The following is a 12,516-nucleotide window of genomic DNA, read 5'->3' on the forward strand; positions in this document are numbered from 1 at the left end:
CCCGTACCGCCGGCCGGCCGCGCGCTCCCCGAGCGCCCCGGCGACCCGACGAGAAAGTGAGACACGTCACGCCTCCGGCGGAGGTGTCGGTGACGTCTCGTATGGTGTGCCACCTGTGAACAGCTCCACCACCGCGACGTGTTCGCACGACCGCCGGCCGTCGCCCGGGCCGCCGCACCGGGCGCCCTCCGGTTCGCGGCCGGGTCACCACGTTGGGTGGCGGGAGGACTCCGCCTGGTACCCGGCCCACCTCGGCCTTCTGCGCCGCGGGGCCCTGATCCCGCGCCAGCTCTCGCCCGCCGACTGCCCGCCCGGCGAGGGCCCTCCGGGCGGGGGCGGTCGGGCGTCCGGTCGGCGGCGCTTCTCTCCGTGGCGGATCGTGCTGACGCTCGGCGTCGTCTTCGTCCTGCTGGCGACGGCCGGCTGGACGGCCGTCCAGAGCCGGCCGGCCGCGCCCTCGGCGCGCGACGCCGCGCTGCTCGACTGGTCCTCGGCCACCGTGGCGGGGCGGTCGGTGCCGGCGCCGGACGCGCCGGCGTTCGAGATCCGCGGCTTCTTCGACTCCCTCACCGAGCGGCAGCGGACCCGGCTGGCGGAACGGCACCCGATGGTGGTCGGCAACCTCGACGGGGCACCACTGGAGCTGCGCTACCGGGCCAACCGGATCGCGCTGCGGGACATGATCGACACCGAACGCGAACGGACCGAGGACGCCCGGCTGAGCCCGACCGGCCAGCACGACGCCGGACGCCGCATGAACCGCTTCCGCTCGATGTCCAAGGCCGGGCGGCAGATCCTCGCGTTCGACCCGACAGGTCGGGGTCGCGCCGCCGAGGTGTTCGGAGACCTGCGACGGGCCGAGCGGGTGGTGGTCGTGGTGCCCGGTGTCGACACCGACCTGCTGACCTTCCAGCGCACGGCGCTGCGCTACACCGCCCCGGTCGGCATGGCGCAGGCGGTCTACGACCGCGGCAGGACCCTGGCACCCGACGTGCGTACGGCGGTGATCGCCTGGGCGGACTACACCACGCCGCGCGGTGTGAGCATGGACGCCGCCACCGGCGACCTCGCCCGGGAGGGCGCCGGGCGGCTCAACCGGCTGCTGACGGCGCTGCCGGGACGGTCGACGGTCGCCCTGCTGTGCCACAGCTACGGCTCGGTGGTCTGCGGACTGGCCGCCCCGGACGCGCCGGCCCGGGTCACCGACGTGGCCGTCGCCGGAAGCCCCGGCATGCGGCTGAGGAGCGCCGCCGTGCTCGGCGAGCGCCGCACGCTCTGGGCGATGCGCGCGGACGGCGACTGGATCGCCGACGTGCCGCACCTGAACTTCGGCGGCCTCGGCCACGGCGAGGACCCGGTGGAGCCGGGCTTCGGCTCCCGCCGACTGGCCACCGGCGGCGCCGCCGGGCACTCCGACTACTTCCTGCCGGGCACCGGCAGCCTGACGAACCTGACCGCTGTCGGAACCGGTAGTTACGGTTCCGTCGAGACGCTCTGAACACGCGGCGTCCACCACAGGGCAGGACCACCCGGACGGCGCATACGATGGGCCGCATGGGTGACGTACTGGACGGAACACACTCCAGCTGGGAGTTCGACGCCGACTCCGTGCTCATCCGCTTCGAACGGGGGATCCGCACGCCGAAGCTGTTCCACGTGCTCGGGCAGCGGCGCATCCCCTACGAGGCGCTGAGCGGCGCGGAGGTCGTCCCGGGGGCGAAGCGCGGCACGGTGGTCCTGCGGGCCCGGCCCAGAGCGGGCGCCGACCCGCTGCTGGAGGTGGCGAACGGCCAGCTCAGCGCCCGGTGCGACCCGTACGCGCTGGTACTGCCCGCCGAGAAGAACACCCTGGCCGAGTACTACGCCGACGAGCTGTCCCGCGCGCTCGGCCCCGACGCGCACTCCCCCGCCGACCGCCACCTGGTGGAAGCGCCGGCGGCGCCGCTGCAGTTCAAGGCCTACGACGGCAAGGCGTCGTTCGACGGCACCTCGGTGTCGTTCCGCTGGTTCTGGACCGGCGCCTCCTCGGCCAAGTGGAAGGCCGGCGACCAGACGTTCGCCGTCAGCGAGCTGGCCGGCGTCGAATGGCGCTCGCCCGAACTGTTCAACGGCTACCTGCGGCTGCTGCCGCGCGGCGTCGACCCGGCCGAACGCCCCGGCGAACCGGACCACGACCCGGCGGCCGTGGTCTTCGGACTCGGCTACGGGCTGGTGCACGAGTCGCTGCCGCTGGCCGCGGCGGTGCTCGCGGCGATCCGGGCCGCCGAGACCGACCCGTTGGACGAGCGGGCCCCCGTGCAGGCCGCCCGCCGGGTCCCCGCCACCTCGGTGCGCGCCGACCCGGCGGACATAGCCGAGCGCATCCGGCATCTCGGCGAGCTGCACGGCGCCGGGCTGCTCACCGACGAGGAGTTCGCCGGGAAGAAGGCCGAGCTGCTCGCCGAGCTGTGAGGAGCGGCCCGACGGCCGAGGCCGCCGAAGCGGGTCTCACTCGCGGGCCGCGCTGGTGAGGGACATGTCGGCCGCGCGGTCTCCCGCGACCCGCGCGGCGATCGGCTCCAGCGCCGCCAGTTCCTCGCCCGTCAGCTCCAGCGTCGCGGCGGCCGCGTTCTCCGCCACCCGCTCGGGCCGGCGGGTGCCGGGGATCGGCACCACCGGCAGCCCGTGCGCCCCGGCCCTGTGGTGCACCCAGGCGAGCGCGACCTGGCCGGGTGTCGCACCGCGCCGCCCGGCGATCCGCCGGAGCGGTTCCAGCAGCCGGGCGTTCTCCCGCGCGTGGTCCCCGGTGAGGCGGGGGACGGTCCTGCGGTAGTCGCCCTCACCGAGTTCGCGCCCGGCGTCGGTGAACGCGCCGGTGAGGAAGCCTCGTCCCAGCGGGGAGTACGGCACGAACGCGACGCCGAGTTCGGCGGCGGCCGGCACGACCGACCGCTCGACGTCCCGGCTGAACAGCGACCACTCCGACTGGACCGCCGCGATCGGGTGGACCGCGTGGGCCGCCCGCAGCTCGTCGCCGGTCACCTCGCTCAGCCCGAGGTGCCGCACCCTGCCCTCGCGCACCAGCTCCGCCATCGCCGCGACGGTCTCCTCGATCGGTACCGCCGGGTCCTTGCGGTGCAGGTAGTACAGGTCGACGCTGTCCACGCCGAGCCGGGTCAGGCTGCCCTCCAGGCACTGCCGCAGATAGCCGGGGTCGTTGCGCACCCCGCGCGCCGACGGGTTGTCGCGGTCCAGCACGATGCCGCACTTCGTGGCCAGGACCAGCTCGTCGCGGTGTGCCCGGACGAAGGGCGCGAGGAAGCGTTCGTTGTCGCCGAAGCCGTACATGTCGGCGGTGTCGTAGAAGGTGACGCCCAGCTCCAGGGCGTGTTCCAGGGTGGCCCGGGCCGAGCCCTCGTCGGTCGGGCCGTAGGCGAAGCTCATGCCCATGCAGCCGAGCCCCTGCGCGCTGACGGTGGGGCCGTGGGCGCCCAGCCGCACGGCGGGCAGGCCGGTTGCCGCGTCGGCCGGGGTCGCCGCGTCGGTCGGGGTCGTCGGGGTCGTCGGGTGGTTCACGGTGTCGCTGCCTCCTCGGACACCGCGGGGGTGTCCTCGTAGCCGGTGTAGTGGGCGATCTTGAAGTCGAGTACCGCGAGGGTGTCGCGCAGTTCGTCGATGCGGCGCAGGACGTCCTCGCGGGTCGCGGCGAGCAGACGTCTGCGCTCGGGGTAGGTGTGCTCGCCGGCGCGGACGAGTTCGGCGTAGCGGACCATGTCGGCGACCGACATGCCGGTCATCCGCAGCTTGCCGACGAGGTCGAGCCAGGTCAGGTCGCGGTCGGTGAAGCGGCGCTGGCCGGTGTGCGAGCGGTCGATGTGCGGCATCAGGCCGATCCGCTCGTACCAGCGCAGCGTGTGGGCGCTCAGCCCGGTGCGTTCGGCGACCTCGCTGATCGTGTAGCGCCCGCCGGTCCCGACGGCCGGCGGCCTCCCGGCCGGCACGGACTCCGGTGCCGGACAGCAACTCCCCTGTGGTGTCTGGCTCATGTCGTGAACGCTAGAAGGTTGGAGTGCACTCCAGGCAAGCCCCGCCGGCGCCGGACGGGCGGCCGGGCGGACCTGTTCCCGCCGGTGGCGGGGTCGGTGGGTAGGCTCGGGGACCATGGAGAGCCTGCGGATCATCGACAACTGGCCCGTGGAGACCGCCGCCGCGGTGGTCGTACGGGCGGACGGCACGGTGGCGGGCGCGCACGGCCCGCAGCGCCACCGCTTCCCCCTCGCCTCGGTGACCAAGCCGCTGGCCGCGTACGCGGTGCTGGTGGCGATCGAGGAGGGCGCCGTCGAACTCGACGAGCCGGCCGGCCCACCCGGGTCGACCGTGCGCCATCTGCTGGCGCACACCTCCGGCCTCGCCTTCGACGAGCACCGCACGATGGCCGGGCCGGGCACCCGCCGGCTCTACTCCAACACCGGCTTCGAGGTGCTGGCCGACCACCTCACCAAGGCGAGCGGCATCCCGTTCGCGGAGTACCTGCGCCAGGCGGTGCTCGCACCGCTCGGCATGGCGGACACCGAACTGACCGGTTCACCCGCGAAGGACGCCGTGTCCACCGCCGCCGACCTGGCCGCGTTCGCCGCCGAGGTGCAGGCGCCCCGGCTGCTCGCGGCGCGGACCGTCGCGGAGGCGACCGCCGTGGTGCATCCCGGGCTGCGCGGTGTGCTGCCCGGGTACGGCAACCAGGCGAACAACGACTGGGGCCTGGGCTTCGAGATCCGCGACGGCAAGTCGCCGCACTGGACCGGCGCCCACTCCTCGCCGCGCACGTTCGGCCACTTCGGCCAGTCGGGCACGTTCCTGTGGGTCGACCCGGACGCGGGCGCGGCCTGTGTGGCGCTGACGGACCGGGCGTTCGGGCCGTGGGCCGTGGAGGCGTGGCCGCCGTTCACGGACGCGGTGCTCGCCGAACTGCGCGGCTGACGCCCGCCGCGGCGGCGGTGCTCAGCCGTAGGCGGGCTCGCCACCCATCTCCCACAGCAGGAACTCGGCGTCCTCCTCGGCCGTGACGGTGGTCACCGTCGGGCCCCACGGGTCCAGTGGTTCCGGGCCGCGTCGCAGCCGTGCGGCGTCGCCCGGGGCGAGGGTGGCGGACTCCGCACCGGAGATCGTCAGCCGCCCGGCCACCGCGTGCAGATAGCAGAAGGGGGCGGGCGGCACCGTCACGCGCTCCCCCGCGCGCGGGCGGTGCACGCTCAGCCGCGCGTCGGTGTCCGGCAGGGCGTACCCCGTGCCGACGGCGCCGTCCCGCACCACCTCGTACGCGGGACGCCGCCCGAAGACGCCGGGCACCAGCCACATCTGGAGGAAGCGCAGCGGCGCCCCGCCCGCGTTGCGCTCGACGTGCCGCACCCCGCTGCCGGCGCTCAGCCGCTGCAGGTCGCCGGGGCGGACGGTGGTGGTGCGGCCGGTGGAGTCCTCGTGCGTCAGCTCGCCCTCCAGCACCCAGCTGACGATCTCCAGGTCCCGGTGCGGGTGTTCGTCGAACCCGGCGCCCGGCGCGAGGCGTTCCTCGTTGCAGGCGACGAGCAGTCCGAAGCCGGTGTTGTCCGGGTCGTAGTGGCCGGAGAAGGAGAACGCGTGCCGGGTGTCGATCCCGGCCGCCGGGTCGCCGCCCGGGTAGCGGTCCCCGGCCCTCTGCACCTGAAGCATGCGGCCACCGTACTGCGCCCGACAATGCCGGCCCGCCGACACCCGCCGTCGAGGCCCGCAGTCGAGGCCCGCCGCTCACACCGCCGCCGACGCCCGCCGCTCGCACCCGCCGCCGACGGGCCGGACGGCGGTCCCCGCACCCCGTTCCCGTCCCGCGCTTCCGATAAGGCAGGCTTGTCCCGTGCCCGAACCCGCTGAGCCCACGCCGAACCCGTCCGCCGCGCATCCGCACGCCGCCACCCTGCGGCGGCTGGAGCACTCCTCAGGCAAGCTGGCCGCCGCCGCCATCGCGCGCATGGACGACCAGCTCCCCTGGTACCGCGCGATGCCGCCCGAGCACCGCAGCTGGATCGGGTTGGTCGCGCAGGCGGGCATCGCCGCCTTCACCGAGTGGTTCCGCCATCCGGAGACACCGCAGGCCATCAGCACCGACGTGTTCGGCACCGCGCCCAGGGAGCTGACCCGGGCGATCACGCTGCGGCAGACCGTGGAGATGGTCCGCACGACGATCGAGGTCATGGAGACCGCGATCAACGAGGTGGCGGCCCCCGGCGACGAGTCGGTGCTGCGGGAGGCGCTGCTGGTCTACGCGCGGGAGATCGCCTTCGCGACCGCCCAGGTGTACGCGCAGGCCGCCGAGGCGCGCGGCGCGTGGGACGCCCGGCTGGAGTCGCTGGTGGTCAACGCCGTGCTCTCCGGCGAGGCCGACGAGGGCACCGTCTCCCGGGCGGCGGCGCTCGGCTGGAACGCGCCCGAACACGTCGCGGTGGTGCTGGGCACGGCACCCGACGGGGACAGCGAACTGACGGTCGAGGCGATCCGGCGGGCCGCCCGGCAGGCCAAGCTCCAGGTGCTCACCGGGGTGCTCGGCAGCCGGCTGGTGGTGATCGCCGGCGGTACTCCCGACCCGCTCAAGGCGGCGAAGTCCCTGATCGGGCCGTTCGCGGCGGGCCCGGTGGTGGCCGGCCCGGTGGTCGGCGACCTGCTGTCGGCGACACGTTCCGCGCAGGCGGCGGCCGCCGGCCTGCGGGCCAGCTCGGCCTGGCCCGACGCACCTCGCCCGGTGCTCGCCGACGACCTCCTCCCGGAGCGCGCGATGGCCGGCGACCCGACCGCGCGCACGCTGCTGGTGGAGGAGATCTACAGACCGCTGGAGGAGGCCGGCTCGGCGCTGCTGGAAACGCTGAGCGTCTTCCTGGAGCAGGCGAGCAGCCTTGAGGGCGCCGCCCGGATGCTCTTTGTCCACCCCAACACCGTGCGCTACCGGCTGCGACGTGTGACGGACGTCACCGGATGGTCCCCCTCCGATGTACGCTCGGCGTTTACGCTGCGTATCGCGCTGATTCTCGGGCGTCTCCTCGATGGCGAGGAGGCCGCGACCCCTTGATGGCGCGCTTTGTCGAGGGTTGACAATTCACCCGACCGTTCTTCGTCTCCGTCCCCACGGGCGGGGACCTCGCCTGACACGAGAGAGTGTGAGAGTGCTCGTACTCGTCGCTCCCGGCCAGGGCGCTCAGACGCCCGGCTTCCTGAACCCATGGCTGGAACTCCCCGGTGTCGCCGACCGGCTCGGCGCGTGGTCCGACGCGGTGGGTCTCGACCTGGTCCGCTACGGCACCACGGCCGGCGCCGAGGAGATCACCGATACCGCCGTCGCCCAGCCGCTGCTGGTCGCCGCCGGACTGATCTCCGCCCAGGCGCTGCTCGGTGACCACGCCGAGCAGGCGCCGCTGGGCGCCGTGGCCGGCCACAGCGTCGGTGAGCTGACCGCCGCGGCCATCGCCGGCGTGCTCACCGACGAGCAGGCGCTGACCGTGGTGCGCCGGCGCGGCCTGGCGATGGCCGAGGCCGCCGCCGTCACCGAGACCGGCATGACGGCCGTGCTCGGCGGCGACCCGGAGGCCGTCGTCGCCCACCTGGAGAAGCTGGGGCTGACCCCGGCCAACATGAACGGCGCCGGGCAGATCGTCGCCGCCGGCACGATGGAGCAGCTCGCCGCGCTGGCCGAGGAGCCGCCGGAGGGCGCCAAGATCCGCGCGCTGAAGGTGGCCGGCGCCTTCCACACCGAGCACATGGCGCCGGCCGTGGCGTCGCTGGCCGGGGCCGTCGAGCCGATCACCGCCGGCACCCCGAGGCTGCCGGTCGTCTCCAACAAGGACGGCCAGGTCGTCACCGACGGCGGCGAGCTGCTGAAGCGCCTGGTCGGCCAGGTGGCCAACCCGGTCCGTTGGGACCTGTGCATGGCGACCCTCGCCGAGCGCGGCGCGACCGCGATGATCGAGGTCTGCCCCGGTGGCACGCTGACCGGTCTGGCCCGTCGCGGCATGCCCGGCGTGCAGCGGGTGGCGCTGAAGAAGCCCGACGACCTGGAAGCCGCGCGGGCGCTTTTCGCCGAGCACGGCGCCGCCTGATAGGAGCCCGCGCGAGATGACCGTGAAGATCAAGCCCGCCAAGGGTTCCCCGTACGCGAGGATTCTCGGCGTCGGCGGCTACCGACCGCAGCGGGTCGTGCCCAACGAGGAGATCCTCAAGCACATCGACTCCTCGGACGAGTGGATCCGCTCCCGTTCCGGCATCGCCACCCGGCACTGGGCCGGCCCGGACGAGACCGTCACCGAGATGACGCTGTCGGCCGCCGGCAAGGCCATCGCCGACGCCGGACTGACCGCCGACCAGATAGAAGCGGTGGTCATCTCGACCGTCTCGCACTTCAAGCAGACCCCCTCGGTCGCCACCGAGATCGCCCACCGGCTCGGCGCCGGCAAGGCGGCGGCGTTCGACATCTCGGCGGCCTGCGCCGGCTTCGGCTACGGCCTGACCATCGCCAAGGGCCTCGTCGTCGAGGGCAGCGCCCGGTACGTGCTGGTCGTCGGCGTCGAGCGGCTGTCCGACCTGACCGACCTCACCGACCGCTCCACCGCGTTCCTCTTCGGCGACGGCGCCGGCGCCGTGGTCGTCGGCCCCTCGGACGAGCCGCACATCGGCCCGACCGTGTGGGGCTCCGAAGGCGACAAGATGGACGCGATCAGCCAGACCGTGCCGTGGGACGACTACCGTGACGGCACGGTGGAGAAGTTCCCGGCCATCCGCCAGGAGGGCCAGACGGTCTTCCGCTGGGCCGTCTTCGAGATGGCCAAGGTCGCCCAGCAGGCGCTGGAGGCGGCCGGCATCACGGCGGAGGACCTGGACGTCTTCATCCCGCACCAGGCGAACATGCGGATCATCGACTCGATGGTGAAGACCCTCAGACTGCCGGAACACGTGGCGGTCGCCCGCGACGTGGAGTCCACCGGCAACACCTCGGCCGCCTCGATCCCGCTTGCCATGGAGCGCATGCTGGCCACCGGGCAGGCCAAGAGCGGCGACACGGCGCTCGTCATCGGGTTCGGGGCGGGTCTCGTCTACGCGGCAGCGGTCGTTACCCTCCCCTAGTCCGTTTCACTCATCACCATCACTACAAAGGAGTGCCACACATGGCCCACACCAGCGAGCAGGTCCTGGAAGGCCTCGCCGACATCGTCAACGAGATCGCCGGCATCCCGACCGAGGACGTCCAGCTGGACAAGTCCTTCACCGACGACCTGGACGTCGACTCGCTGTCCATGGTCGAGGTCGTCGTGGCCGCCGAGGAGCGCTTCGAGGTCAAGATCCCGGACGACGACGTCAAGGGTCTGAAGACCGTCGGCGACGCCGTGGACTACATCCTGAAGCACCAGGGCTGAACAGCCTGATCCGAGCGTCTGTCGCCACCCGGCGTGCCCGAGGTGGGCAGATCGCACACCCTCTAACCGTGGAGACAAGAATCCCGTGAACGCGACCAATCGCACCGTGGTCGTCACCGGTATCGGCGCAACCACACCGCTGGGTGGCGACAGCGCTTCGACGTGGGAGGGGCTGATCGCCGGAAGATCCGGCGTGCGCCCCCTCGAACAGGAATGGGCCGCCGAACTGCCCGTGCGGATCGCCGCGAGCGCGGCGGTCGAGCCCGGTGAGCAGCTTCCCCGGCCGCTCGCCCGCAAGCTGGACCGTTCGGCGCAGTTCGCGCTGATCGCCGCCCGCGAGGCCTGGGCCGACGCCGGCTTCGAAGGCCGCGCCGGCGACGAGGGCAACCAGGTGGACCCCGACCGGGTGGGCGCGGTCGTCGCCTCCGGTATCGGCGGCGTCACCACGCTGCTCGACCAGTACGACGTGCTGCGGGAGAAGGGCGCCCGCCGCGTCTCCCCGCACACCGTGCCGATGCTGATGCCCAACAGCCCCTCCGCCAACGTGGGTCTTGAGGTCAACGCGCGGGCCGGCGTGCACTCCCCGGTCAGCGCCTGCGCCTCCGGCGCCGAGGCGGTCGGCTACGCCATCGAGATGATCCGCACCGGCCGTGCCGACGTGGTCGTCACCGGTGGCACCGAGGCCGCCATCCACCCGCTGCCCGTGGCGGCGTTCGCCAACATGATGGCGATGTCCAAGAACAACGACGAGCCGCAGCGCGCGTCCCGTCCCTACGACACCGCGCGTGACGGCTTTGTCCTCGGCGAGGGCGCCGGCATCGTCGTCCTGGAGTCCGCCGAGCACGCCCGGGCGCGCGGCGCGCGGATCTACTGCGAGGCGCTGGGCCAGGGCCTGTCCGCGGACAGCCACCACATCGCCCAGCCCGAGCCGACCGGTCGCGGCATCGCCGCCGCGCTCCAGAACCTGCTCGACAGCACCGATCTCAAGCCGGCCGAGGTCGCGCACCTCAACGCGCACGCCACCTCCACCCCGCAGGGCGACGTGGCCGAGATCAAGGCGCTCCGCAAGGTGCTCGGCGACGAGCTGGACCACGTGGCGATCTCCGCGACGAAGTCCATGACGGGCCACCTGCTGGGCGGCGCCGGCGGCATCGAGACCGTCGCCACCGTGCTGGCGCTGCACAACCGGCTGGCGCCGCCGACGATCAACGTCGACGACCTCGACCCCGAGGTCGACGCCGACGTCGTGCGCGACGAGGCGCGGCAGCTGCCGCAGGGCACCATCGCCGCGGTGAACAACTCGTTCGGCTTCGGCGGCCACAACGTGGTGCTGGCGTTCCGGACGGTCTGACCGGCCGTCACCGACACGGCAGAGCGGGCGGGCTGACCTCGGGTCGGCCCGCCCGCTCACGTCTGCGGCGTCATACCACCTGGTGGAGCCAGCGCACCGGCGCGCCCTCGCCGGCGTAGCGGAACGCCTCCAGCTCGTCGTCCCACGGCTTGCCCAGCAGCTTGTGCAGCTCGTCGGCGAGCACCGCGCCCTCCCCCTCGGCCCGCGCGAGCGCGGCCCGCAGCCGGTCCTCCGGGATGAGGATGTCGCCGTGCATGCCGGTGACGGCGTGGAAGATGCCCAGGCTCGGCGTGGAGCTGTAGCGCTCGCCCTCCGCCGTGGCGCAGGGCTCCGCCGTCACCTCGAACCTGAGCAGATGCCAACCCCGCAGCGCCGAGGCGAGCTTGGAGGCCGTCCCCGGGTCGCCCTGCCAGGACAGCTCGGCACGCCAGGTGCCGGGCGAGGCGGGCTGCTTGATCCAGTCGAGGTTGACGCGCGTGCCGAGGACGCCCGCGACCGCCCACTCGACGTGCGGGCACAGCGCGCGCGGCGCGGAGTGTACGTACAGGACTCCACGTGTCGTCACCGGGGCCTCCCGTGCGGTGTGAGGTTCGCCTTCCCCAGCGGCCTCGTGTCCCTGCCGGTAAGGCATCGGCGGCGCCTGACATTCTGCCCCATCAGCGCGGCGCGCACCAGCTTCCGAGTGACGAACAGTAAACACCATTTCGCTTAAATTGCACTCAGGCGGCACGCAGCGTGACGGAACGTGGGGTCCCGGGCCAGTGATTCGGTCGGAACGCGTCGACTCCGAGGTGTGGGGAACGGCGGCGCGGTGTCGTACGGTCTCAAGTACACCGGCGAGTAGGGCCGGAAGGAAGGGGAACAGCGCATGGGTTCGAGCAGGCGCACGGCCGTACAACGGGGGCGCGCGACCGGCGCGTTGGTGATCGCGGCGGCGCTCGCGTTCACCGCGGGTTGCGGCGGCTCGTCGGACGCGCCGGCCGACCAGCCGGGCACGCGCGGCGAGTCCGCGGAGACCGCGGGCCCCGAGGCGGAGGCCCGCTCCGCGCCCCGCTGGAACCCCAGCCCCGGATCCGTCGCCGCCCTCGGCGACTCGATCACCACGGGCTTCGACTCCTGCAAACTGCTCGCCGACTGCCCTGAGGTGTCGTGGTCCACCGGTACGGACCCGACCGTCGACAGCCTCGCCCGGCGCCTGCTCTCCGACCCGACGGGCCGGGCCTTCAACCACGCCGTCTCCGGCGCGGTTGTCGCCGACCTGCCGGGGCAGGCCGCCAAGGCCGTCGTCGACAAGCCGGAACTCGTCACCGTCCTGATCGGCGCCAACGACGCCTGCACCGACGAGCCGGCGACGATGACGTCCACAGCGTCCTTCCGACGCGACCTCACCCGCGCCGTCGGCACCCTGCGCTCCGAGCTCCCCGACACCCAGCTCTTCGTGGCGAGCATCCCCGACCTGCGGCGGCTGTGGAGCGAGGGAAGCAAGGTCGAGGCGGCACGGAACGTGTGGCAGATGGGCGTCTGCCAGTCGATGCTGCGCGACCCGCTGTCCACGGGTCCGGCCGACAAGAAGCGACGCGACGCGGTGGCCGCGCGGGTCACCGAGTACAACACCGTGCTCAAGGAGGTCTGCGAGGCGGACGCGCGCTGCCGGCACGACGGCGGAGCGGTGCACGCGTACCCGTTCGGCGTCTCCGAGCTGAGCCGTTGGGACTACTTCCACCCGAGCAAGCGCGGCCAGCAGATCCTCGCCCGGGT

13 protein-coding genes are annotated in these 12,516 nt (G+C 73.4%); 9 read left to right on the forward strand and 4 right to left on the reverse strand.

Annotated features, from left to right (window positions below):
* The first annotated feature begins 379 nt into the window (after positions 1 to 379).
* Together GL263_RS11465 and GL263_RS11470 are read left to right on the forward strand one after the other, a co-directional pair.
* Positions 380 to 1,498: an alpha/beta hydrolase gene (locus GL263_RS11465; protein ID WP_323379353.1), complete on the forward strand. Its 1,119-nt coding sequence runs from the start codon at positions 380 to 382 to the stop codon at positions 1,496 to 1,498.
* 56 nt (positions 1,499 to 1,554) lie between these two features.
* On the forward strand, positions 1,555 to 2,451 hold the full coding sequence (locus GL263_RS11470; RefSeq protein ID WP_182855525.1) for a DUF4429 domain-containing protein: 897 nt from the start codon (positions 1,555 to 1,557) through the stop codon (positions 2,449 to 2,451).
* A gap of 36 nt (positions 2,452 to 2,487) precedes the next feature.
* On the opposite strand, the gene GL263_RS11475 is transcribed toward GL263_RS11470, so the two are convergent.
* Both GL263_RS11475 and GL263_RS11480 read right to left on the reverse strand, forming a co-directional pair.
* Entirely contained in the window at positions 2,488 to 3,429 is a 942-nt protein-coding gene (locus GL263_RS11475; RefSeq protein WP_182855536.1) for an aldo/keto reductase, read from the reverse strand.
* A 122-nt stretch (positions 3,430 to 3,551) separates the two neighbouring features.
* Entirely contained in the window at positions 3,552 to 4,025 is a 474-nt protein-coding gene (locus GL263_RS11480; protein WP_182855526.1) for a MerR family transcriptional regulator, read from the reverse strand.
* Positions 4,026 to 4,140: 115 nt separating this feature from the next.
* On the opposite strand from GL263_RS11480, the gene GL263_RS11485 reads away from it, so the two are divergent.
* Positions 4,141 to 4,956, forward strand: a complete 816-nt coding sequence (locus tag GL263_RS11485; protein ID WP_182855527.1) for a serine hydrolase domain-containing protein — start codon at positions 4,141 to 4,143, stop codon at positions 4,954 to 4,956.
* Between the two features lie 21 nt (positions 4,957 to 4,977).
* On the opposite strand, the gene GL263_RS11490 is transcribed toward GL263_RS11485, so the two are convergent.
* Positions 4,978 to 5,685, reverse strand: coding sequence for a pirin family protein (locus GL263_RS11490; RefSeq protein WP_182855528.1), 708 nt, complete (start codon positions 5,683 to 5,685; stop codon positions 4,978 to 4,980).
* Between the two features lie 163 nt (positions 5,686 to 5,848).
* On the opposite strand from GL263_RS11490, the gene GL263_RS11495 reads away from it, so the two are divergent.
* The 5 genes from GL263_RS11495 to fabF all read left to right on the forward strand — a co-directional run bounded on the left by GL263_RS11495 (position 5,849) and on the right by fabF (position 10,758).
* Positions 5,849 to 7,072, forward strand: a complete 1,224-nt coding sequence (locus GL263_RS11495; protein WP_438947948.1) for a PucR family transcriptional regulator — start codon at positions 5,849 to 5,851, stop codon at positions 7,070 to 7,072.
* Positions 7,073 to 7,166: 94 nt separating this feature from the next.
* Complete coding sequence (locus tag GL263_RS11500) at positions 7,167 to 8,096, forward strand: ACP S-malonyltransferase (protein ID WP_182855530.1); 930 nt, start codon at positions 7,167 to 7,169, stop codon at positions 8,094 to 8,096.
* Between the two features lie 16 nt (positions 8,097 to 8,112).
* Positions 8,113 to 9,117 carry a ketoacyl-ACP synthase III gene (locus GL263_RS11505; RefSeq protein ID WP_182855531.1) on the forward strand — a complete coding sequence of 335 codons (1,005 nt, stop codon included), beginning with the start codon at positions 8,113 to 8,115 and terminating at the stop codon, positions 9,115 to 9,117.
* Positions 9,118 to 9,158: 41 nt separating this feature from the next.
* Positions 9,159 to 9,407: an acyl carrier protein gene (locus tag GL263_RS11510; RefSeq protein ID WP_143648679.1), complete on the forward strand. Its 249-nt coding sequence runs from the start codon at positions 9,159 to 9,161 to the stop codon at positions 9,405 to 9,407.
* Between the two features lie 85 nt (positions 9,408 to 9,492).
* Positions 9,493 to 10,758, forward strand: a complete 1,266-nt coding sequence (fabF, locus tag GL263_RS11515) for a beta-ketoacyl-ACP synthase II (protein ID WP_182855532.1) — start codon at positions 9,493 to 9,495, stop codon at positions 10,756 to 10,758.
* Positions 10,759 to 10,828: 70 nt separating this feature from the next.
* Here fabF and GL263_RS11520 read toward each other — a convergent pair whose 3' ends face one another.
* Positions 10,829 to 11,323, reverse strand: a complete 495-nt coding sequence (locus GL263_RS11520; RefSeq protein WP_182855533.1) for a DUF3145 domain-containing protein — start codon at positions 11,321 to 11,323, stop codon at positions 10,829 to 10,831.
* A 303-nt stretch (positions 11,324 to 11,626) separates the two neighbouring features.
* On the opposite strand from GL263_RS11520, the gene GL263_RS11525 reads away from it, so the two are divergent.
* Positions 11,627 to 12,516, forward strand: an 890-nt coding sequence (locus GL263_RS11525; protein WP_182855534.1) for a GDSL-type esterase/lipase family protein, incomplete at its 3' end; no start/stop codon positions are given.

Source organism: Streptomyces durbertensis, assembly GCF_014156695.1.
Taxonomy (GTDB): domain Bacteria; phylum Actinomycetota; class Actinomycetes; order Streptomycetales; family Streptomycetaceae; genus Streptomyces; species Streptomyces durbertensis.

Bases quoted from the DNA above. Each gene is read 5' to 3' on its own strand.
- GL263_RS11505 (WP_182855531.1), top strand. From the start codon at position 8,113: ATGACCGTGAAGATCAAGCCCGCCAAGGGTTCCCCGTACGCGAGGATT.
- GL263_RS11470 (WP_182855525.1), top strand. From the start codon at position 1,555: ATGGGTGACGTACTGGACGGAACACACTCCAGCTGGGAGTTCGACGCC.
- GL263_RS11480 (WP_182855526.1), bottom strand. From the start codon at position 4,025: ATGAGCCAGACACCACAGGGGAGTTGCTGTCCGGCACCGGAGTCCGTG.
- GL263_RS11510 (WP_143648679.1), top strand. From the start codon at position 9,159: ATGGCCCACACCAGCGAGCAGGTCCTGGAAGGCCTCGCCGACATCGTC.
- GL263_RS11485 (WP_182855527.1), top strand. From the start codon at position 4,141: ATGGAGAGCCTGCGGATCATCGACAACTGGCCCGTGGAGACCGCCGCC.
- GL263_RS11490 (WP_182855528.1), bottom strand. From the start codon at position 5,685: ATGCTTCAGGTGCAGAGGGCCGGGGACCGCTACCCGGGCGGCGACCCG.
- GL263_RS11475 (WP_182855536.1), bottom strand. From the start codon at position 3,429: ATGGGCATGAGCTTCGCCTACGGCCCGACCGACGAGGGCTCGGCCCGG.